This window comes from Mitsuokella sp. AF21-1AC, from assembly GCF_003458855.1.
In the GTDB taxonomy this organism is placed as follows: Bacteria; Bacillota; Negativicutes; order Selenomonadales; family Selenomonadaceae; genus Mitsuokella.
The window spans coordinates 66,703-89,560 of the sequence record NZ_QRVW01000001.1; the positions used below are offsets into that span (position 1 = coordinate 66,703).

Here is a 22,858-nt window from a genome sequence, read left to right on the forward strand (position 1 = left end):
AGGAGTGTTGATAATATGAGGATAAGAGCGGGAAAAGTCCTGCTGGCTGTTTTTCTGCTGGCGTTTTGCTGGCAGCTATCTTCGGCGGATGCTTCGCCGGAAATCTCGGATGAGCGGGCGACACCTGCCTACTGGGTAAGCCGTCATCCGGAAGGAGAGCGCGTCCTGCTCGATGCGGCCGGGGTCAAGAACGTCAATGCCGTGCTCCGCCAGCACAATGAGATGCTCGTTGATCTTGCCGCCATGCCGGAGACCATCACCGGCAATGAAATCGAGCGGCGCATCGAGGCCGTACAGGCTCTTGGTGATTTTGACACGGCCAGCGTGCCTGGTCTCTACAAGAATGGTGCGGCACTCACGGCTTACAGCTATGGATTTGCGCGCAAGAACTGCAATCTTGCCTCCCTGCCGCAGGAGGAGCATCTGCGCTACGGCATCGTGACCGAGCGCGCCAACCTGCGCTTGCTACCGGAAGCCGCCGGCTGGTTTGAGTCGGCCGGTGACACGCATTACGACATGCTGCAGGCTACGGCACTCGACCCGGCGGAGCCTGTCGCCATCCTGGCGGACAGTTACGACGGCAAGTTCTTCTTTGTCGCCTCGCGCTATTACGACGGCTGGCTGGCGAAATCTTCACTTGGACTCACGGACCGCGATACTTGGCTCGGCTATGTCCAGCCGGCTGACTTTGCCGTGGTGACGGCGAACAAGAAGCAGATTGCAGCGCCGGGCGGCCGCAGTCTGCTCTTTCAGATGGGCGCGAAGATTCCCGTCAGGAGTGCAGAAAGCGGCCGCCTGCAGCTGCGCCTGCCCGGCGCAGAGGCGGGGAAATTACGCGAAGAGCTTGTTACGCTGCCGGCGGACGATACCCTGCATCATGGGTTCCTGCCCTGCACGGAGAACAATTTCATCCGTCAGGGGTTCCGCTTCCTCGGCGATGTCTACGGCTGGGGCGGCCTCGATGACAGCGTCGACTGTTCGGCTTTCGTGGCCGATGTTTACCGCAGCATGGGCGTGGAGATTCCGCGCGATGCCGATCAGCAGGCCAAATCCATGCCGGATGTCACGAATCTTTCCGGCATGAGCGAAGAAGAACGCCTCGCGGCGCTCTCCCGCTGCAGGCCCGGCACGCTGCTGGCGAACAACACGCACGTCATGATGTATCTCGGCGAGGATGCGGACGGCACGCCAATCGTCCTGCAGTCCATGAGCAGCTGGTTCAGCTTCGGCAGCGATTACGGCAAGCATTATCTGCGCAAGGTCATCGCGTCGACGACGACGTTCCTGAATGCCAGCGGCAATCCGTACATCGACGGTGTGCATTATCTCGGGTCCCTGTGACCTGTCAAAAGATGGGAGTAACGAAAGTTCATGAAAAGTCCTTTGCGCTATCAGTTTTCGGAGTATGACTGCGGTCCGACGACGATGCTCAATGCAGTCAGCTACCTGTTCGAGCGCGAAGAGATTCCGCCCGAGATCATCCGCAATGTCATGCTCTACAGCCTCGACTGCTACAGCAATAAGGGGGAACCGGGCCGCGCCGGCACGAGCCGCATGGCGATGATGTTCCTCTCGAACTGGCTGGACGGGTTCGGCAGGGCGACGAACCTGCCGCTCTCGAGTCAATATCTTTCGGGCAAGGCCGTGTACATCGGACAGGAGAGCCTCGTCAACGACGCCCTGCACCGCGGCGGCGCCGTCGTCGTGCGCCTTTTTTACGAAGTGGAGCATTACGCTTTGCTGACCGGCGTACAGGCTGACGGCATCCGCATGTTCGACCCTTGGTATGTGCCGGAGGAAAGCAGGGAGTTTGACGGTACGGGCATTCGTCTGACGCTGGCTGCTCCGAAATCCTACAACCGCATCGTGCCGTTTTCCTGCTTCAACCGCGAGAGCAATGAGCCCTACGCCCTGGGCCCCGTGGACGACCGCGAGGCTGTGCTGCTCTTCAACAAGCGCACGGAAAAGACGGCTCAGGATACCATCGAGTATTTTATCTGACTTGTTTTTTGCCGTTTCTCCTTTACAAGGATGCGAAAATACGGTATAATATAATACGTTGTCGGGATATGGCGCAGTTTGGTAGCGCGCTTCCTTGGGGTGGAAGAGGTCGGGAGTTCAAATCTCCCTATTCCGACCATTTAGCAAAATGAGTCCTCTATGTGATGTAGAGGGCTTTTTTATTGTTTCGTGATAAGACAATATATGATATGCTATAGGCAGGTAATCTTTACTTTGAACGGAGGGGGCTGTGATGCTGAAGAGAATGTCAGAATACTCTTATTACGCTGGCGCTTGCCTGCGGTTGTATCCAAGCCATCGTCAAAAGCGGCTGATCAAGAAGAACGCAGATGCTGCTCGTTTTGTATACAATGAAATGGTGGCCTGCAGTAAGGAAATATCATCATTTGGCTCTTTAAATATTTACATCAAAGGAATCAGTGAACGCATTGCCTGCCTGCAGGAGAGAATGAAGTCCGTTACAGCGTTGAAGGCCCATTTTTTGTGGATGGACGATCCGGAGCTTGATGCTAATATGATTGCCAATGCCAAGAAAAATTATGCTCATGCCTGGCATTGTTACCGACAGGGAGAAACGACATCCCCTCCGGCTTTTCGACGCAGGACGTATGGACAGACGTATCAAACAAATCCGCATTATCATCCCAAAAGAGTGTTACGGGCTGAATTGACAAACGGCAGTGCTGGCTTTCGTGATAAGCATCATGTTTATATACCGAAATTGGGATTGATGCGCTGCAAGGGATCACGCAAATGGATGGATAAGCTTTTTGATATGAAAACGGTGCGTATCGGAACGATGACGATTCGCAGGGATGCCTGTGGCGATTATTTTTTGTCCATGCAGTTGGCATCAGATCAGCCATTTTTTGATGTTTTGTTCCATAAGGAGGACAGTCTGGGCATTGATTTGAATCTTTGCAACTTTTATACGGACTCCAATGGCGAGACGGTTGAAATGCCCGTACGGCAACACTTGCTTGAGCGCTTGAAACGAGCGCGTCGTATTCTTTCGAGAAAAGCTGTGTCTTGTCGCAGGAAAAAAATCATGTTGAAAAATGGGAGAAATTATCAAAAACAGCGTCAGAGAGTGGCGCGTCTGTAACGACAGATCAAACGGCAGAGAATGGATTTCTTGCATATTCAGTCTTGGCATCTCATCAAGAACCACGGTGTGATTGTCGCTGAAAAACTTGATGTTCGTCATCTGCTTCATGTAAGTCGCAGCAGGCGGGTAATCCAACAGGCAGGATGGCAGTCATTCTTAAAGTTATTGGCCATGAAAGCAGATAACTACGGACGGATTTTTTTACAGGTTGAACCTGCTTATACGACACAGAGATGTTCTTCGTGCGGTCATATACTGCCTTTGAGAAAGCGGTTGAAACTTTCGCAGCGCATCTGGACGTGCCCGGTTTGTCATGTAAGCCACCAGCGTGACCATAATGCAGCACAAAATATCCTGCAGCGTGGCCAGATGCTGTTCCGTGTATAAAATACTTGTCCGTTTGGCGGCTTGCGGACGATAAAGGGCTGGTCAATTGGTTTACTGCTGCATTTTCACGATGAAGCAGGCAAATTCTACCCAGTCAAACTCCAGCAGCATGCTTCCTGGAGGCCTATATGGCAGCCGACATCACGTCGTTCCGACTTTTTTAGAGAAACGATGGATTTCTAAACGAGTAAAGAAAAGAACTGCTCATGAAATGAGGAAATGATTTTATGAGCAGTTCTTTTATTATGGATTTTTTTGTTTTAGGCGTATATAATGGAGGTACGTATCGCTAATGGATAATGTTTTTTGATTATGGAGGGAACGTCATGGGCATGGTGCCGAAACTCAATACGATGCATTTTGATAAAGAAACGCCATTTGAGGTAGTGGCACCGTTTGAACCGATGGGCGATCAGCCCGAAGCGATTGCTGAGCTGGCGGCCGGTGTGGAAGCGGGACAGAAAGCGCAGGTCCTGCTCGGCGCGACGGGCACGGGCAAGACGTACACGATCGCCAAGGTCATCGAGAAGGTGCAGAAGCCGACGCTCGTCATCGCGCACAACAAGACGCTGGCCGCGCAGCTTGCGAGTGAGTTCAAGGCGTTCTTCCCTCATAATTATGTAGGCTATTTCGTCAGCTACTACGATTTCTATCAGCCTGAGGCCTACATCGCTTCGACGGACACGTACATCGAGAAGGACGCCTCCATCAATGACGAGATCGATGAGCTGCGTCACAGTGCGACGTGTTCGCTCTTTGAGCGCCGCGACGTCATCATCGTCGCGTCGGTTTCGTGCATCTATGGTCTGGGTTCACCGGAAAGCTACCACGAAATGGTGCTGTCGCTGCACAAGGGACAGGAGGTCGAGCGCGATGCCATTCTGCGCAAGCTCATTTCCATCCGCTATGAGCGCAATGACGTGGCGTTTGAGCGCGGCCAGTTCCGCGTGCGCGGCGACGTCATCGAGGTCTTTCCGGCCGGCTACAACAACCGCGCCGTGCGCATCGAGCTCTTTGGCGACGAAGTCGACCGCATCCTCGAGTTCGACGTCGTGACGGGAGAGGTCTATGGCGAGCGCACGCATTCGATGATCTTCCCGGCTTCGCACTACGTCACGGAAGACGAGGACCTCAAGATTGCCATGAAGGACATCGAGGCGGAGATGGAGGAACAGGTCCGGAAATTCAAGGCCGATGGCAAGCTCCTCGAAGCGCAGCGCATCGAGGAACGCACGCGCTACGATCTCGAGATGATGCAGGAGGTCGGCTACTGCTCGGGCATCGAGAACTATTCGCGCCATCTGACGCACCGCAAGGCCGGAGATGCGCCGTATACGCTGCTCGACTACTTCCCGGAAGATTTCCTGATTGTCATGGACGAGTCCCATGTGACGCTGCCACAGCTCCATGCGATGTATGCCGGCGACCGCAGCCGCAAGGTGTCGCTTGTAGAGAACGGCTTCCGCCTGCCCTCGGCCTTTGACAACCGCCCGTTGACCTTTGAGGAGTTTGCCGCCCGCATCAACCAGATCATCTATGTGTCGGCAACGCCCGGCAAGTACGAGCTCAGCCAGGCGCAGCAGGTGGCACAGCAGATCATCCGCCCGACGGGCCTGCTGGACCCCGAGATCGAGGTGCGGCCGCTCGAAGGGCAGATCGACGACCTGCTGGCGGAAATCAAGCTGCGCATCGAACGGCAGGAGCGCGTGCTCGTCACGACGCTGACGAAGAAGATGGCCGAGAACCTCACGGATTACTTCAAGGAAGTCGGCGTCAAGGTTCGTTACCTGCATTCGGATATCGCGACCATCGAGCGCGCGGAGATCATCCACGACCTGCGGGCCGGCGAATTCGATGTGCTCGTCGGCATCAACCTCCTGCGTGAGGGCCTCGACATGCCGGAGGTATCGCTGATCGCCATTCTCGATGCCGACAAGGAAGGCTTCCTGCGTTCCGATACGTCGCTCATCCAGATCATCGGCCGTGCTGCCCGCAATGCACATGGCCATGTCATCATGTACGCGGATCGTATTACGGATTCGATGCAGCGGGCCATCGACGAGACAGCCCGCCGCCGCGAGATCCAGGACGCGTACAACAAGGCCCATGGCATCACGCCGAAGACCATCGTCAAGCCCATCAAACCGCTCATTGAGACGACGCTCGTCGCCGAGACGGGGGGCAGGTACGAGGTCAAGAAGGGCAGGAAGAAGCTGACGAAGAAGGATAAGGAAAAGCTCATCAAGACGCTGACGCGCGAGATGCAGCAGGCTTCGCGGGCCCTTGAATTTGAGCGGGCGGCGGAACTCCGCGATATGATCCTGGAGCTCGACGGCAGCCTGCCCGGCGCGAAACCGAAACAATCATGACGCGTATCAGGAAACAGGTTACGATTTGGGAAAGGAAGATTCTTTTGCGATTGAGTCCAAGGCAGAAGTTGTTTTTGACGGTGTTTCTCGGCATCATGACGGCGATGGCACCGCTTTCGACGGATATGTATTTGCCGGCTTTGCCGGAACTCGGCGGGGATTTCGGAATATCGGCCTCGCTGACACAGCTGACCTTGACCATGACGATGCTCGGCATGGCCTTCGGGCAGATCTTCATGGGGCCGCTTTCCGACCGCTTTGGACGCAAGCTGCCCCTGCTGCTGGGCATGCTGGTCTTTACGGCCGCGAGTGCCGGCGCCTGCCTGTCCGAACACATCACGGCCTTCCTCGTATTCCGTTTCCTGCAGGGCTTCAGCGGCGCGAGCGGCATCGTCATCGCCCGGGCCATCGCGCGCGATGTGGCGGAGGGGCCGGAGCTCACGCGGTTCTTTGCCATTTTGATGCTCGTCAACGGACTGGCACCGATTGCAGCGCCGGTCGTCGGCGGCCAGATCCTGCGCTTCACGAGCTGGCGCGGCATCTTTGCCATTCTCGTGCTCGTCGGCATCGCCCAGTTCGTTTCCACGGCGCTCTACCGCGAGACGCTCAAGCCGGCCGAACGGCTGCACAGCATCGGACAATCGTTTGCCAAATTCCCGCAGCTCCTGCGCGACCGTTATTTTCTCGGCCACTGCCTGCTGCAGCTCTTTTTCTTCGGTTCATTCTTTTCGTATATCGGCGGCAGTTCGTTCGTCTTCCAGAATGTTTACCACGTTTCGGCTCAGGCCTACAGCCTGATCTTTGGCGGCATCGGCGCGGGCCTGCTCGTGGCCGGCACCGTTCCCGCGCGTTTTGCCGGACGCGTGCCCGATGAAAAGCTTTTGGCAATCTCGCTGCGGATCCCGCTGATTGGTGCGGTTTTCCTGCTTGTGGGCTTCCTGTTCGGCGCGCCCATCTGGTATACGCTGCCCGTCCTGTTCGTGACGATCGTGCCGCTTTCCATCATGGGGACGGCCAGCTTTTCGCTCGCACTTTCGCGCCAGGGCAGGAATGCCGGTTCGGCCAGTGCGCTGCTGGGCTTCAGCCAGATGATCCTGGGCGGCGTGATGATGCCGCTGACCGGTATTGCCGGCGACAGCAATCCGCTGCCGATGGCCATTTTGATGCTCGCCGGCTACCTGTTGAGCGAGCTCGTTTACCATTTGATGATCCGCCGCCATGCTGAGGCCTGAGGGCGGACATGCAGATACATGAAGGAATATGATTATGGAAAACAGCATCAGAATCAAGGGCGCGCGCGCCCATAATCTCAAGAATATCAGCCTCGAGATCCCGCGTGACAAGCTCGTGGTCATCACGGGGCTTTCGGGTTCCGGCAAGTCTTCGCTGGCTTTCGATACGATTTATGCCGAAGGACAGCGCCGCTATGTCGAATCGCTTTCGTCGTATGCGAGACAGTTCCTTGGCCAGATGGACAAGCCTGACGTTGATCAGATCGATGGCCTTTCGCCGGCCATCTCCATCGACCAGAAGACGACGAGCCACAATCCGCGTTCCACGGTCGGCACGGTCACGGAAATCTACGATTATCTGCGCCTCTTGTTCGCAAGGGCCGGCCGCCCGCACTGCCCCAAATGCGGCAAGTCCATCACGCAGCAGACGGTCGATCAGATGATCGATCAGATCAAGGAACTGCCGGAACGTACGAAGCTGCTCATCATGGCGCAGGTCGTGCGCGGCAAGAAGGGCGAGCACAAGAAGATCCTGGCGCATATCCGCCATGAAGGCTATGTGCGCGTGCGCGTCGATGGCGAAGTCATGGATGTCGGCGAGGATATCCAGCTCGAAAAGAACAAGAAGCACACGATTGAAGTCGTCATCGACCGTCTCGTCGTGCGCGAGGGCATGGAAACGCGCCTCGCTGATTCGCTGGAGACGGCGCTGAAGCTTGGCGATGGCGTGGCCTATGTGCAGATCGTCGATGGCGAACTCCTGATGTTCAGCGAGAATTTTGCCTGTGTCGACTGCGGCATCAGCCTGCCTGAGATCACGCCGCGCATGTTCTCCTTCAACAATCCGTACGGCGCCTGCCCGGTCTGCATGGGACTCGGCAGCCATATGGAATTTGACGAGGAGCTTGTCCTGCCGGATCCGGAGCTCAGCGTGGGTGGCGGCGTCTTTGCGCCGCTCTCAAAGAACCTGCATTCCTATGCGATGTGCGTCATGAAGGCACTGCTCGAGTCCCGCGGCTATACGCTGGAGACACCCTGGAACGAGATCGACAAGAAGACGCAGGATGTCCTGCTGCATGGATCTGGCGATGAACGCTACAAATTCCATTACGTGAATATGTTTGGGGAGAACAAGGAGTATTTCGTCCCGTTTGAAGGCGTCATGCCCCTGCTCTCGCGCCGCTATCAGGAGACGGACTCCGACGAGATGCGCGAGTCCTACGAGAACTACATGACGGAGATCCCCTGCAAGGCCTGCCACGGTGCGCGCCTCAAGCCGGAGACGCTTTCCGTCACGGTGGGCGGCAGGAACATCTATGAAGTCACGACCATGACCATCCGTCAGGCCGATGCCTTCTTTGAGAACCTGGAACTCACGGCACGCGAACAGAAAATCGCCAGTCAGATCCTCAAGGAAATCCATGCGCGCTTGAGCTTCCTGCTGAATGTCGGCCTCGACTACCTGACGCTCTCGCGCTCGGCTGGCACGCTCTCGGGCGGCGAGGCCCAGCGCATCCGTCTGGCCACGCAGATCGGCTCGGGCCTGCAGGGCGTCCTCTACGTCCTCGACGAGCCGAGCATCGGCCTTCATCAGCGGGACAACAACCGGCTGCTCGCGACGCTCAAGCATCTGCGCGACCTCGGCAACACGCTGATTGTCGTCGAGCACGACGAGGACACGATGTACGCGGCGGACCACATCGTCGACATCGGCCCGGGTGCCGGTGCGCACGGCGGCCAGGTCGTGGCACAGGGCACCGTCGAGGACATCATGAAGGTGCCCGAGTCCATCACGGGGCAGTATCTCTCGCGCCGGAAATTCATTCCCGTACCGGCCAAGCGCCGCCCGGGCAATGGAAAGTTCATCGAGATCGTCGGCGCGGCGGAGAACAACCTCAAGAACCTGACGGTGAAATTCCCGCTCGGTACCCTGACCCTCGTGACCGGCGTATCGGGCTCGGGCAAGTCGACGCTCGTCAACGAGATCCTCTACAAGGGTATAGCCTCGCGCCTCTACCACGCGAAGGGCAAGCCGGGCAAACACAAGAAAATCAAGGGCCTCGAGAACATCGACAAGATCATCGACATCGATCAGCAGCCCATCGGCCGCACGCCGCGCTCGAATCCGGCGACGTACACGGGTGTCTTCGATGCCATCCGTGAGCTCTTCAGCCAGACGAGCGAGGCGCGTATGCGCGGCTACAAGGCCGGACGCTTCAGCTTCAACGTCAAGGGCGGCCGCTGCGAAGCCTGCAAGGGCGACGGCATCCTGAAAATCGAGATGCACTTCCTGCCCGATGTTTACGTTCCCTGCGAGGTCTGCAAGGGCGCACGCTACAACCGCGAGACGCTCGAAGTGCGCTATAAAGGAAAGAATATCTCGGAAGTGCTCGATATGACCATCGACGAGGCCGTGGACTTCTTTGCCAATGTGCCGCGCATTGCGCGCAAGCTCAAGATCATCCAGGATGTCGGCCTCGGCTACATCAAGCTCGGCCAGCCGGCCACGACGCTCTCGGGCGGCGAGGCCCAGCGCGTCAAGCTGGCGACGGAGCTCTCGCGCCGCTCGACGGGCAAGACGCTCTACATCCTCGATGAGCCGACGACGGGCCTCCATACGGCGGATATCCACAAACTGCTCGACATCCTGCAGCGCCTCGTCGACGGCGGCGACACGGTCGTCGTCATCGAGCACAACCTCGACGTCATCAAGACGGCGGACTACATCATCGACCTCGGCCCCGAGGGCGGTGACCAGGGCGGCACCATCGTAGCGACGGGGCGCCCCGAAGACATCGTCAAAGTCTCAGCGTCGTATACCGGGAAGTTCCTGCAGCCGCTGCTCCAGGAAAGGAACGTCTGAATGCGTTGGCATCGGCCACTCGTCAGACGGTACTTGACAAAGGCAAATATTCGTTCATAATAAGAAGAAAACAAGAGTTTTGGGGGGTGTGATTGATGGATCTTTTGAAATCGCTTTTGGCGGCCTTTGCTGCCATCGGTGTGGCGGTGGGGGGCTCGCTCTTCATGCTGGCCATTGCCGTCATCGTCATCTGTCTGATCCTGACCGGTTTCGGCGCGATGCTGGGACTCTCTGTCGCGATCCTCTGGTTCATCATTCAGCTGGGCCTGGCTTATATCGTGGGCAGTATCATTCATTTCGTCGCAGAAAAGATACTGGCCTGGCTCTACGATACGACACAGGTGGGGTTCCTGGCGTATCCGTATCAGCGCCATCGCGTATCACTGGCCGTGGCCGTCATCGGCGTGCTCTGGATCTGGTTTGGCTGAGCACAGGCAGGACAGGATGCCATCGTGGGAAGATTGTACCATCCCACGATGGCATTTTTTTCATCTCAAGCCTGTATCATGGTCATGCAGAAAAGGCATGAGCGATTTCCCGCTTCGTAATTGACTATTCCCTGTCGTTGACCTAATATATGATATATATTTTCATTTCCCCTGTGTCTCGAGACGCCAGAGGAAGAATCTCTGGAATGAGGTGTATGTTTTCATGGAAGTCTCGTTCATACAAATTGCCATCATCTGTGCAACGATTGCCGTGGTCCTCGGCTTCGGCATCCGCGCCGCGCGCTCCGTCCATTCGACGAAGGGCTTCAGCGTCGGCGGGCGTTCGGCCGGCGTGCCGCTCGTCGCGGGCGGCATCGCAGGTACCTGTGTCGGCGGCGGCGCCACCGTCGGTACGGCGCAGCTGGCCGCGACGACCGGCCTTTCGGCTTGGTGGTTCACGATCGGCTCGGGCGTCGGCCTCATCATCATGGGGCTCTTCTATGCCAAGCCCCTGCGGCGCACAGCGCTGGAAACGATTCCGCAGTTCCTGGCTCAGAATTTCGGTCTGACCTGCGGCGTGTTCTCGAGCATCGTCTCGTCCATCGGCATCCTGTTCAGTGCCGTGGCCAGCTGCCTGCCGGCCATCTACATCATTTCGGTCCTGTTCGGCATTTCCTTTGTGCCGGCGACCATCCTGCTCGTACTGGCCGTCGCGGCCTATGCGTTCTTCGGCGGCATGAAGAGTGCCGGCGTCGGCGGCATCCTCAAGATGATCGTCATCTGGGTCACGATGGCCATTGCCGGTTTCATGGCCGGCCATGCGGTGCTGACGGATCCGGCCGTCTCGTCTTCCCTGCCTGCCGGCACGTTCAATCTGTTCCACGGGGACATCAGCCATATCCTGGCCAACTTTGCCTCGGTCGTCATCGGCATGCTCTGCACTCAGTCGTATATCCAGGCAATCTTCTCGGCATCGAACCCGCGCACGGCTTCGGTGGCCGCGTTCACGGCGGCGCTCATCAGCCTGCCGGTCGGCCTGCCCTGCGCGATGGTCGGCATCTACATGGGCGCCGTGCACCCGGAGGTCACGCCGATCCTTTCGCTGCCGGTATACCTCCTGACGGAACAGCCGACGCTGCTCGGCGGCATCGCGATGGGCGGCATCATGCTCTCGCTGATCGGCTCGATTGCCGGCCTTTCGCTGGGCATCGGCACGATGCTCTCGCGCGATATCTTCCACCGCGCCCGCGTCACGCTGCGCGCCCGCAAGATCCATAAGCTGGCCGGGAATCCCGAGCAGCAGGAGATCGACATCACGGAGATTCCCACGGTCAATCATCCGTACCATCTCTCAGAGCTTGCGGTCACGCGGCTCATCGTGCTGCTGACGATTGCACTGGCGGCGTTCATCGCCCTGCTCAACGAGGGCTCGCAGGTCCTGTTCTGGAATTATCTCTCGATGGCGCTTCGGAGCGGCGGCATCTTCCTGCCGCTGAGCTTTGCGATTTTCGCTTCGGGCACGATCACGAACCTCAGCGCCACGCTCTCGATGGCATGTTCCACCGCCGCCGCACTGCTCGTCGTTTTCCTCGGTGCCGCCGGCAATCCGCTGTTTTTCGGCCTGGCCGTCAGCGCGCTGTTCCTCGTGCCGTGCTATCTGCGCCACCGGTAAGAGCATACGTTTGTTTTGTGCATTACGGATGACCATACAGCAGGATTTTTCCTCCAGGCGTGGAATATTAAAATAGAATAAAGACGTTTGGCATCCCTGCTGTCTTTGGCGGCAGGGATGTTTGATACTTGGCATAGGGGGCGGCTTCATGGAATCCAATTTTTTATTTCTGCTCGAACGGTTTCCCGTGCTGGCGCGCTTCGGGCAGCAGGCTGAGCGTTACTGGCAGTCGGACGCCAACGCGTGTCTCATGAAGCTGGGCATGATCGGGGAAACCATCGTCCAGCTCATCTACGACATCGATGCCATCGAGCATCCGGTGCCGGACGACGCCGTACACCGCATCCGCCGTCTTGAGCGCGAGGGCTACATCGCGCCGGATATTGCCGCCATTCTTCACACCCTGCGCAAGAAGCGCAACCTTGCCGTTCACGAAAGCTATGAATCGGTCGAGGACTGCAGGCTCCTGCTGCCGCTTGCCTATACGCTTACCGAATGGTTTTACGAGACGTATGGCGATTACCGCTATGAGCATCGCGACTTCGTGCCGCCGGAAGTCATGGAGGCGCGCGAATCCGCTGCCGAGCGCCGGAGGGAAGCGGCCCATGATGAAGAAGTGGCAGCAAAGGCTATTGAGACGGCAAAGGCCGAACGCCTGTCGCGCGCCAAACGCCAGCAGCGTGCCGGCCTCGCTGCCCTGCACCGTCACAAGAGCGAAGCGGAGACTCGCCTTGCCATCGACGAACAGCTGCGCCGCGTAGGCTGGGAGGCCGACACGCAAAAGCTGCGCCACAGCAGGGGCACGCGCCCGCAGAAGGGCAGGAACATGGCCATTGCGGAGTGGCCGACCAGCACGGGACCCGTTGACTACGCCCTGTTCTGCGGGGAGAAGATGGTTGCCGTCGTCGAGGCCAAGGCGGCGTACAAGGACGTCGCTTCTGTGCTCGACGGGCAGGGCAGGCGCTACGCCGTTGTCGCGGAAGACCAGGCTCCTTACGCCGCCGGCCGGTGGGGGGACTATCAGGTCCCCTTCACCTTCGCGACGAACGGCCGCCCCTACATCGAACAGTACAAGGAGAAATCTGGCATCTGGTTCCAGGATCTGCGCGACCCGATGAACATCCCGCACGCCCTGCGCGGCTGGATGTCGCCCGACGGCATCCTGGCACTCCTGCAGCAGGACAAGGCAGCGGGGGAGAAGCGTCTCGCCGCCGAGCCCTACGATGAGCTGCGCGACCCGCAGGGCCTGAGCCTCAGGGACTATCAGGTCAGAGCCGTCGAAGCCGTTGAGCAGGCCCTCTCTGACGGCCAGACCTCGATGCTGCTCGCGATGGCGACCGGCACGGGCAAGACGCGCCTGATCCTCGCGCTTATCTACCGCTTCCTCAAGACTGACCGTTTCCGCCGCATCCTCTTTCTTGTCGACCGCAATGTCCTCGGCGCGCAGGCGGAGGATACCTTCCGCGAAGTCAAGCTCGCCGAGCTTCAGACGCTCACGCAGATCTACAATGTCCAGGGCATTGCCGACGATGCCGTCGTCGAACGCGAGACGAGCGTGCAGGTCGCGACGGTCCAGAGCCTCGTGCGCCGCATCCTCTATCACGAGGGCGAGGCGATGCCGGCCGTCACGGACTTCGACCTCGTGATTATCGATGAGGCGCACCGCGGCTACATCCTCGACCGCGACATGAGTGAGGACGAGGTGCTCTATCGCGACCAGCGCGACTATTTGAGCAAATACCGCAATGTCGTCGAGTACTTCGATGCCGTGAAGATCGCGCTGACGGCGACGCCCGCGCTGCATACGACGCAGATTTTCGGCACGCCGGTTTTCACGTATTCCTACCGTGAGGCCGTCGTCGACGGCTACCTCGTCGACCACAATGCCCCCATCCACATCGAGACCGAGCTTTCCACCAGGGGCATCCACTATGAGCAGGGCGAGCAGGTCGTGATGCTCGACCCCGAGACGGGCGAACTCCTCAATGGCGCGCAGCTGGCGGACGAGCTCGACTTCGATGTCGACGACTTCAACCGCACGGTCATCACGGAGAATTTCAACCGGGCCGTGCTGAAGGAGATTGCCGACCGCTTTGATCCGGCCGAACGCTCACAAGGGAAAATGCTCATTTTCGCCGCCAACGACCAGCACGCCGACCTCATCGTGCGCCTGCTGCGCGAAATCTATGAGGGCATCGTGCCCGCGGGTGCCATCAGCAAGATCACGGGCACCATCGAGAACGGCAATCAGAAAAAGATACGCGAAGCCGTGCTGCACTTCAAGAATGAGCAGTATCCGAGCATCGTCGTGACGGTAGACCTGCTCTCGACGGGCATCGATGTCCCGGAGATCACGACGCTCGTCTTCCTGCGCCGCGTGAAGTCTCGCATCCTCTTTGAGCAGATGCTCGGCCGTGCGACGCGCCTGTGTCCGGCCATCCACAAGGAGGCCTTCGATATCTACGACCCGGTCGGCACGTATGCTGCTCTCGAAACCGTCAGCAATATGAAGCCCGTCGCCGCCAACCCGAAGGAGACGTTTGCCAAGATGCTCGACGGGCTCGAGCAGGAAGCGCTGGCAGCTGACGGGGACGATGACCGGGCGAGGCAGAAACGGCTCAGTGTCCGTCTCGACCGCTTCACGAGCCGCCTGCGCCGCAAGAGCAAATTGCTCGACAAGGCACAGGACAAAGAAGCGGCGGCCTCGCTGACCATTGCGGGAAAAGTGCCGGCCTCGCTGACGGATTTCATCAACCAGGTGCACGCACTGCCCAGCGAGCAGGCGCGCACCGTCCTGCTCGCAAACCGCGAGGCCGTTACGAAGCTGGAAGCCATTCACCGCACGCGCAGGGGCATTGTCATCGACAGCCACGAAGACCGTGTCATCAGCGTCCGCTCCGGCTACGGCGAAGGGGAGACGCGGCCGGAGGACTACATCGAATCTTTCACCGCGTGGGTCCGTGAGAACCGTGACAAGGTCGAGGCGCTCAGAATCATCTGCACGCGGCCGCAGGACCTCACGATGCAGGAACTCAAGAGCCTGCGCAAGCAGCTCAGCGAGCTGCATTTCACCGAGCGCCAGCTGTCGGAGGCCATGGCGGGCGGCGATGGGGCAGCCGTCACGGCCGATATCATCAGCCTCATACGACGCGCGACCATCGGCACGCCGCTCAAGAGCCACGCGGAGCGCATTCACGATGCCGTCAGCCGGCTGATCGATGAACTGCACCGGCAGAATCAACTCACCAAGCCGCAGGAAAATGTTCTGCGCAAAATCGAGAAATACTTCCTGGCCGATGAGAATTACGTCATCGGCATGCAGATGTTCAGCGAAGACCGCCGCTTCAAGATGGAGGGCGGTCTGCCGCGCCACGACAAAATCTTCCATGGTCATCTGGCGGAAGTCATCGACAAACTCAACAACTATCTCTATGACGATGGAGGAAAATCGGCATGACCACACAAGAAATCGTAGCGAAACTCTGGAACCTCTGCAACGTCCTGCGCGATGACGGCATCACCTATCATCAGTACGTGACCGAGCTGACCTACATCCTCTTCCTCAAGATGGCAAAGGAGACGGGCGCCGAGGACACGATACCTGAAGACTGCCGCTGGGATGCCCTCCGGGCCCTGAAGGGGCTTGAACTCAAGAACCGTTACAAGACCGTACTCGACAAGCTCGGTACGGAGACGCAGGGCCGCGTGCGCGAGATCTACGCCGGAGCCGCGACGAATATCGACGAGCCGAAGAACCTCGAGAAGATCATCGCGAGCATCGATGAACTCGACTGGTTCTCCGCGAAGGAAGAAGGGCTCGGCAGCCTCTACGAGGGCCTGCTCGAGAAAAACGCCAACGAGAAGAAATCCGGCGCGGGCCAGTACTTCACGCCGCGCGTGCTCATCGATGTCATGACGCAGCTCGTGAAGCCGCAGCCCGGCGAACTTTGCAATGACCCCGCCTGCGGCACGTTCGGCTTCATGATCGCCGCCGCGCAGTACGTCAAGTCCCAGACGGATGACTACGCTGACCTCACGGCAGATATGGCGGACTTTGAGATAAAGGAGGCCTTCTCCGGCTGTGAGCTCGTTCACGACACGCACCGCCTCGCGCTCATGAATGCCATGCTGCACGGCATCGAAGGACCAATCTTCCTTGGCGACACGCTTTCCAACTTCGGCAAGCGGTTCAAGGATTACGATGTCGTGCTGACGAATCCGCCGTTTGGCACGAAGAAGGGCGGCGAGCGCGCGACGCGCGACGATTTCACCTACACGACGAGCAACAAGCAGCTCAACTTCCTCCAGCACATCTATCGCAGCCTCAAGCCCGACGGCAAGGCGCGCGCCGCCGTCGTCCTGCCCGACAATGTGCTGTTCGCGGACGGCGATGGCCAGGCGATCCGCCGCGACCTCATGGAGAAATGCGACCTGCACACCATCCTGCGCCTGCCGACGGGCATCTTCTACGCCCAGGGAGTCAAGACGAACGTGCTCTTCTTCACGCGCGGCGCAGCCGACCAGGGCAATACCAAAGAAGTCTGGTTCTACGATCTGCGCACGAACATGCCGTCCTTCGGCAAGACGCACCCGCTGCGCAAAGAGGACTTCGCCGACTTCGTCAAGGCGTATGAGGCGGACGACCGCCGCAGCATCGCCGACGAGCGCTGGCACTGTTATACGCGCGAGGAGATTGCCGCGAAGGACGACAGCCTCGACCTCGGCCTAATCAAGGACGACTCCATCATCGACTACGAAGATCTGCCCGATCCCGTCGAGAGCGCCGAGAGTGCCATCGCGAGTCTCAAGGACGCCGTGCAGCTCCTGCAGGAAGTCGCCGACGAACTGCGCGCGGCAAAGGAGAAGTGAGCATGGCCAAGAAAAAACAGGAAATGACACCAGAAGAACGCCTTGCCGCTGCCCTCGTACCCGGAGAGGAACAGCCGTATCAGCTGCCAGAGGGATGGAAGTGGGTGTATCTGGGAAAAATCACTACGATTGTTGGCGGTGGAACACCATCATCCAGTCATCCAGAATATTACGATGGAGGAGAGGTCCCTTGGATTACTCCGGCAGATTTATCAAATTACCATGAAGTATATATTTCACGAGGTAAGAAAAATATTACGGAACAGGGACTGGCAAAGTCTTCGACGAAGTTAATGCCACCCAATACAGTGCTTCTGTCTTCCAGAGCGCCGATTGGCTATGTCGCGATTGCTGAAAATGACATTTGTACAAATCAGGGATTCAAGAGTTTTCTTCCGTCCGTGCATTTTGAGCCTCGGTATTTATATTGGTTTTTTAAGGGGAATCAAACACTTCTGACCCAGTATGCAAGTGGAACGACTTTTTTGGAATTATCGGCAAGACGCGCAGGAGAAATAAAGTTTCCTATTGCTCCGATTTCCGAGCAGCAACGCCTTGTCGCACGCATCGAGTCCCTGTTTGCCAAGCTCGATGCTGCCAAGGAAAAGGTGCAGTCTGTTCTCGATGATCACGAAACGCGCAAAGCCGCCCTGCTGCATGATGCTTTTGCAGGAAAACTGACAGCGAAGTGGAGGAAAGAGTATGAGATAGATGCGCCTGCATATCGAAGTGTAGTATTGGCTGAAGTCTGTGACAGCATCTTTGACGGTGACCACATGCCGCCACCAAAATCGAGCAGTGGCATTCCGTTCTTGGTCATCTCGAATGTGAACACAGGCAAACTCAATTTCTCGGATACACGATTTGTTCCGCAGGATTACTACGATGCGCTGACTGACACGCGCAAGCCGCAAAATGGTGATGTACTCTACACATTGGTCGGAACGTATGGCATCCCTGTACTTGTCGATACCGACCGAGCTTTCTGCTTCCAGCGTCATATGGCACTGCTGAAGCTGAAGAAAGACGTTATATTGCAGAGGTATCTATGGTATGCTCTGCAGGAGAAGAATTTTTATCGAAAAGCTACGAAAATCGCAAAGGGAACGGCACAGCTGACTGTTCCCATTAAGGGATTGCGTCAGTTGACGATACCGATGGCGTCGCTTCTTGAACAGCAAGAGATTGTCCGGATCCTTGATCGACTGCTTGGCCGCGAGGAGCTGGTCCGACAGTCGGCGGAGTCGGTGCTGGAAACGATTGACCGCATGAAGCAGTCCATACTCGCGCGGGCATTCCGCGGCGAGCTTTGAGGGGCTGAGCTGGATCTTGCGTGATGATTACTGATAGGATGAATACGATGGAAAAAGATTGGATACCAGATATCTACAGCGATGTCCCGGTGGCGTATGTAGTCTATAAGCTGATCTTCGCCGAGGATGGCAAGACCGTGCAGGACGCGCAGTACGTCTTTGTCAACAAGATTTACTGCGAGATGGCGGGGCTGACAAAAGAAGAGCTTTTGGGGAAGCGCTTCTTGGAGGCCTACGAGAATGCGGACCTCGTCTGGATGACGTACTGCACGAGGGCGTATCAGGCGGGCAGGGCCATCCGTGACTGCATCTATGCGCCGGAGATCGATCATTGGCTGGATTTCACGATCATGCCGCTCGAGCAGCCGGGCTATGTCGCTTACACATTCATGAATGTCGATCTCGACCGTGCGCGGCAGCTGCAGATGAAGCGCGAGTACACGACGAACGACATCATCCTGCGCATCTCGAAGATTCTCAACGGCGAGGACGATTACGAGACGGCGATGAACCACGCGCTGCGGGAGCTCAGCCATGTGCTGCACCCGGACCGTCTCTACATCCTCGAGACGGATGGAGAGACCGTCTCGAATACCTTTGAGTGGTGTGCGCCGGGGGTTCAGCCGGAGATGGATACGCTGCAGCATCTTGACTATCAGACGTACATTGGCGGCTGGGAGAAGTTCCTCGAGAAGGCGTCGAGCGTCATCATCGAGAATATCGAGGTTTTGAGGGACGACGATCCCGTCGACTACTGGAACCTCAAGCGTCAGGGCATTGAGCGCATCATCGACGCGCCGTTCTATCACGCGGGCGAGCTCATCGGTTACCTCGGCGTCGACAACTATGAGAAGAGTGAACTTGTCAATACGGTCACGGTGCTCGAGACGGTGTCGTACTTCATCGCCTCGAAGATCACGAACCATCGCCTCATGGTGGAGCTCGAGCGTGCGAGCCGCTACGATGCGCTGACAGGGCTGCACAACCGCAACGCCTGTATCGAGAAGATTGACTTCCTGACGCAGCATTCGAGCTATGCGGGCATCGTCTACGCGGACGTCAACGGCCTCAAGGAAATCAACGACACGCGTGGTCATCAGGCAGGAGATGAAGCGTTGAAGCGAGTGGCCCGGCTGCTCGCGAAGTGCTACGGCCTTGAGAACACCTACCGCATGGGCGGCGATGAATTCCTCGTGCTGATGCCGCTCGTCACAGCACTCGATTTCAAGAACAGCTTCCGCCGCCTGCGCGAGCTGGTCGGCCGTGAACAGGACTTGTCCATTGCCCTCGGCAGCGACTGGGTATCCGATACCGCGCACCTGAACGAAGCCATCTGTCGCACCGACCAGCGCATGTACAGCGACAAGGTCGAGTATTACAACCGCCACGGCAAAAAAATCCACGACCGCCACATCCCGCACGAGTTCCGTCAATCCACCGAAACAGAATCACCTGTTTCCGACTAACGGCATGGAACATCCGCACAAGAGCCTTGGAACGCACCGTTTTCCAGGGTTTTTATGTTTTTTTAGTGGCAAAGTTTCTTTTATGAGATCAGGTCTTTTCCTGAGATAAGCCGGATATACTTTTACCGAAGACATGCTGGTTGCAATTTTTTTTTGCATGTGATAAGATGATTTCCATATAAAGCAAAGACGATGAGGAAGAAGAGTACGCGCCTGGCCTGGTGCAGAGAGGGGACGGCTGGTGAGAGTCCCGGCAGGAGGGTGCGGAAGGTAGCTTCGGAGTTTTCCGGCTGAACGTCAGTAGGCGGGGACGTGGGCGGCGTTAACGCGAGAGTCATGCGGCCGTGGCTGCATGAGAAGATTGGTGGTACCACGAAGGCAGGCGCTTTCGTCCTTTTGGACGGAGGCGCTTTATTTTTTTGAGGAGGATTCGTATGCCAGAGAAAGAAGAGCTCGGGAACAACATCCCGAAGGTTTATGACCCGCAGTCGTTTGAGAAGAAATGGTATGAGTTCTGGGAGAAGAACAAGTTCTTCCATGCCGAGGTCGACAAGAGCAAGAAGCCGTACAGCATGGTCATCCCGCCGCCAAATGTCACGGGCCAGCTGCACATGGGCCATGCGCTCGACAATACGCTGCAGGATATCCTGATCCGCTACCATCGCATGCAGGGCTACAACACGGTCTGGATCCCGGGCTGTGACCACGCCGGCATCGCGACGCAGGCCAAGGTTGAGGCCGCTCTGCGCAAAGAAGGCACGAACCGCTATGAACTCGGCCGCGAGAAATTCCTCGAGCGCGTCTGGGACTGGAAGGAGAAGTTCGGCAGCCGCATCATGTTCCAGCTGCGTTCGCTCGGCTCTTCGCTTGACTGGGACCGCGAGCGCTTCACGATGGACGAGGGCTGCAGCCGCGCCGTCCGCGAGGTCTTCGTCAGCCTCTACGAAAAAGGACTCATCTATCAGGGCACGCGCATCACGAACTGGTGCCCGTCGTGCAACACGGCCATCTCGGACATCGAGGTCGAGCACGAGACGGAGCAGGGCCACCTCTGGCATCTGCGCTATGAGGTAGAGGGAGAGCCGGACAAGTATGTCGAGATCGCGACGACGCGTCCGGAGACGATGTTCGGCGATACGGGCGTCGCCGTCCATCCGGATGACGAGCGCTACAAAGATCTCGTCGGCAAGACGCTGATCCTGCCGGTCGTCGGCCGCCGCATCCCGCTGTTCGCCGATGAATACGTCGACAAGAACTTCGGCACGGGCGCCGTCAAGGTTACGCCGGCGCACGATCCGAACGACTTCGAGATGGGCCAGCGCCATCACCTCGAGGAAATCAAGGTCATTGGCAACACGGGCAAGATGCTCGAGGGTGCCGGCAAGTATGCGGGCATGGACCGCTATGAATGCCGCAAGGCTCTCGTCAAGGAGCTCGAGGAGACGGGCGTGCTCGTCTCGGTCGAGGATCATGAGCATTCCGTCGGCCATTGCTCGCGCTGCCATTCGACGATTGAGCCGCTCGTCTCGAAGCAGTGGTTCGTCAAGATGGAGGGCCTCGCAAAACCGGCCATCGAGGCGGTAAAGGACGGACGCATCCAGTTCGTGCCGGAACGCTTCACGAAGACGTACATCAACTGGCTCGAGAACATCCGCGACTGGTGCATCTCGCGTCAGCTCTGGTGGGGCCACCGCATCCCGGCCTGGTACTGCGATGACTGCGGCGAGACGAGCGTTTCGCGCACGGATCTCACGGAGTGCCCGCACTGTCACAGCAAGCATATCCATCAGGATGAGGACGTGCTCGACACATGGTTCAGCTCGGGCCTCTGGCCGTTCGAGACGTTCGGCTGGCCGGACAAGACGCCGGAGCTCGAGCAGTTCTACCCGACGGCGACGCTCGTCACGGGCTATGACATCATCTTCTTCTGGGTCGCACGCATGGTCATGATGGGCCTGGAGTTCGGCAAGGACATCCCGTTCCATCACGTCTTCATTCACGGCCTCGTGCGCGACAGCCAGGGCCGCAAGATGAGCAAGTCGCTCGGCAACGGCATCGATCCTGTCGAGGTCGTCGAGAAGTACGGCGCCGATACGCTGCGCTTCATGCTGATTACGGGCAACACGCCGGGCAACGATATGCGCTTCTACTGGGAGCGCGTCGAGAGTGCGCGCAACTTCGCCAACAAGATCTGGAATGCGTCGCGCTACATGCTCATGAACCTCGAGGGCTTCGATAAGAGCTTCAAGCCGGAGGAGAACGACTTCACGCTTGCCGACAAGTGGATCCTCTCGCGCTATGCCAAGACGGCGGAAGGCGTCACGAAGAGTCTCGATAACTTCGAGCTCGGCGAGGCCGGCCGCATGATCTACGAGTTCATCTGGAATGAGTTCTGCGACTGGTACATCGAGCTCACGAAGGCCCGTCTCTACGACAAGGAAAATGTGCGCGCCAAGAATACGGCGCTCTATGTCCTTTCCTATGTCCTCGAGCATACGCTGCGCCTGCTGCATCCGTTCATGCCGTTCCTCACGGAGGAGATCTGGCAGAAGGTGCCGCATGACGAGACGTTCAAGAGCATCATGATCGCGGACTGGCCGACGGAGAGCGATGCGCTCGTCAACGATGCAGCCGAAGCACAGATGACGGCCATCATGGAGACGATCAAGACGGTGCGCAATCTGCGTGCCGAGGTCGGTGCGGCTCCGGGCCACAAGAGCGAGGTCATGCTCCACTTCACGGAAAGCGGCCTGCGTGAGGTCTTCGCCGAGAATGAGGGCTACCTCAAGGCGCTCGCTGCGGCTGAGCCGGTCACGCTGCTCGCGGACGATGCCGAGAAGCCGGAGAACGCCATGGCCGGTGTCGTCGATGGTGTCGAGATATACCTGCCGCTCAAGGGCCTCATCGATGTCGAGAAGGAAACGGCCCGCCTGCAGAAGGAACTAGACAAGCTCGAGAAGGAGATCAAGCGCCTCACGGGCAAGCTCAGCAACGAGGGCTTCCTCAAGAAGGCCCCGGAGGCTGTCGTCGCCAAGGAGCGCGAGAAGCTCGCCGGCTATGAGGAGAAGAAGCAGGCTGTCGAGGGACGTATCCAGGATCTTGCCAAGCTTTGAGAAATGGAGCGACGTG

At 58.1% G+C, this 22,858-nt stretch carries 12 protein-coding genes, 1 tRNA gene, 1 pseudogene and 1 other annotated feature; all 14 genes and pseudogenes read left to right on the top strand.

Going from position 1 to position 22,858, the window contains the following annotated elements; all coding sequences use genetic code 11:
• The first annotated feature begins 15 nt into the window (after positions 1 to 15).
• Positions 16 to 1,341: an NlpC/P60 family protein gene (locus DWX75_RS00370; protein ID WP_118013806.1), complete on the top strand. Its 1,326-nt coding sequence runs from the start codon at positions 16 to 18 to the stop codon at positions 1,339 to 1,341.
• Positions 1,342 to 1,371: 30 nt separating this feature from the next.
• A complete protein-coding gene (locus tag DWX75_RS00375) occupies positions 1,372 to 2,001 on the top strand; it encodes a peptidase C39 (RefSeq protein ID WP_118013807.1) in 630 nt (209 codons plus the stop codon).
• A gap of 62 nt (positions 2,002 to 2,063) precedes the next feature.
• A tRNA-Pro gene (locus tag DWX75_RS00380) sits at positions 2,064 to 2,140 on the top strand.
• Positions 2,141 to 2,266: 126 nt separating this feature from the next.
• A pseudogene (locus DWX75_RS00385) lies at positions 2,267 to 3,517 on the top strand (RNA-guided endonuclease InsQ/TnpB family protein).
• 326 nt (positions 3,518 to 3,843) lie between these two features.
• Positions 3,844 to 5,886: an excinuclease ABC subunit UvrB gene (uvrB, locus tag DWX75_RS00395; RefSeq protein ID WP_118013810.1), complete on the top strand. Its 2,043-nt coding sequence runs from the start codon at positions 3,844 to 3,846 to the stop codon at positions 5,884 to 5,886.
• A gap of 44 nt (positions 5,887 to 5,930) precedes the next feature.
• Positions 5,931 to 7,118 (top strand): multidrug effflux MFS transporter, encoded by a 1,188-nt coding sequence (locus DWX75_RS00400; protein ID WP_199497475.1) that lies wholly within the window; start codon positions 5,931 to 5,933, stop codon positions 7,116 to 7,118.
• Between the two features lie 34 nt (positions 7,119 to 7,152).
• Complete coding sequence (gene uvrA, locus DWX75_RS00405) at positions 7,153 to 9,981, top strand: excinuclease ABC subunit UvrA (protein WP_118013814.1); 2,829 nt, start codon at positions 7,153 to 7,155, stop codon at positions 9,979 to 9,981.
• A gap of 95 nt (positions 9,982 to 10,076) precedes the next feature.
• Entirely contained in the window at positions 10,077 to 10,409 is a 333-nt protein-coding gene (locus DWX75_RS00410; protein ID WP_118013816.1) for a hypothetical protein, read from the top strand.
• Positions 10,410 to 10,632: 223 nt separating this feature from the next.
• Positions 10,633 to 12,081, top strand: a complete 1,449-nt coding sequence (locus DWX75_RS00415; RefSeq protein WP_118013818.1) for a sodium:solute symporter — start codon at positions 10,633 to 10,635, stop codon at positions 12,079 to 12,081.
• 148 nt (positions 12,082 to 12,229) lie between these two features.
• Complete coding sequence (gene hsdR / locus DWX75_RS00420; RefSeq protein WP_118013820.1) at positions 12,230 to 15,538, top strand: type I restriction-modification system endonuclease; 3,309 nt, start codon at positions 12,230 to 12,232, stop codon at positions 15,536 to 15,538.
• A complete protein-coding gene (locus DWX75_RS00425; protein ID WP_118013822.1) occupies positions 15,535 to 16,950 on the top strand; it encodes an N-6 DNA methylase in 1,416 nt (471 codons plus the stop codon). Before hsdR ends, DWX75_RS00425 begins: the two co-directional genes overlap by 4 nt.
• Before the next feature lie 2 nt (positions 16,951 to 16,952).
• Positions 16,953 to 18,263, top strand: a complete 1,311-nt coding sequence (locus DWX75_RS00430) for a restriction endonuclease subunit S (RefSeq protein ID WP_118013824.1) — start codon at positions 16,953 to 16,955, stop codon at positions 18,261 to 18,263.
• A 47-nt stretch (positions 18,264 to 18,310) separates the two neighbouring features.
• Positions 18,311 to 19,729 (top strand): sensor domain-containing diguanylate cyclase, encoded by a 1,419-nt coding sequence (locus DWX75_RS00435; protein ID WP_233519411.1) that lies wholly within the window; start codon positions 18,311 to 18,313, stop codon positions 19,727 to 19,729.
• A gap of 183 nt (positions 19,730 to 19,912) precedes the next feature.
• Positions 19,913 to 20,128 (top strand) — a binding site (T-box leader).
• A 35-nt stretch (positions 20,129 to 20,163) separates the two neighbouring features.
• Positions 20,164 to 22,842, top strand: a complete 2,679-nt coding sequence (locus tag DWX75_RS00440) for a valine--tRNA ligase (RefSeq protein ID WP_118013828.1) — start codon at positions 20,164 to 20,166, stop codon at positions 22,840 to 22,842.
• Positions 22,843 to 22,858 lie beyond the last annotated feature (16 nt).

What these genes read in the sequence shown, in the direction of transcription:
- DWX75_RS00370 (WP_118013806.1), top strand. Translation starts at nt 16, where the DNA reads ATGAGGATAAGAGCGGGAAAAGTCCTGCTGGCTGTTTTTCTGCTGGCG.
- DWX75_RS00375 (WP_118013807.1), top strand. Translation starts at nt 1,372, where the DNA reads ATGAAAAGTCCTTTGCGCTATCAGTTTTCGGAGTATGACTGCGGTCCG.
- uvrB (WP_118013810.1), top strand. Translation starts at nt 3,844, where the DNA reads ATGGGCATGGTGCCGAAACTCAATACGATGCATTTTGATAAAGAAACG.
- uvrA (WP_118013814.1), top strand. Translation starts at nt 7,153, where the DNA reads ATGGAAAACAGCATCAGAATCAAGGGCGCGCGCGCCCATAATCTCAAG.
- DWX75_RS00410 (WP_118013816.1), top strand. Translation starts at nt 10,077, where the DNA reads ATGGATCTTTTGAAATCGCTTTTGGCGGCCTTTGCTGCCATCGGTGTG.
- DWX75_RS00415 (WP_118013818.1), top strand. Translation starts at nt 10,633, where the DNA reads ATGGAAGTCTCGTTCATACAAATTGCCATCATCTGTGCAACGATTGCC.
- hsdR (WP_118013820.1), top strand. Translation starts at nt 12,230, where the DNA reads ATGGAATCCAATTTTTTATTTCTGCTCGAACGGTTTCCCGTGCTGGCG.
- DWX75_RS00425 (WP_118013822.1), top strand. Translation starts at nt 15,535, where the DNA reads ATGACCACACAAGAAATCGTAGCGAAACTCTGGAACCTCTGCAACGTC.
- DWX75_RS00430 (WP_118013824.1), top strand. Translation starts at nt 16,953, where the DNA reads ATGGCCAAGAAAAAACAGGAAATGACACCAGAAGAACGCCTTGCCGCT.
- DWX75_RS00435 (WP_233519411.1), top strand. Translation starts at nt 18,311, where the DNA reads ATGGAAAAAGATTGGATACCAGATATCTACAGCGATGTCCCGGTGGCG.
- DWX75_RS00440 (WP_118013828.1), top strand. Translation starts at nt 20,164, where the DNA reads ATGCCAGAGAAAGAAGAGCTCGGGAACAACATCCCGAAGGTTTATGAC.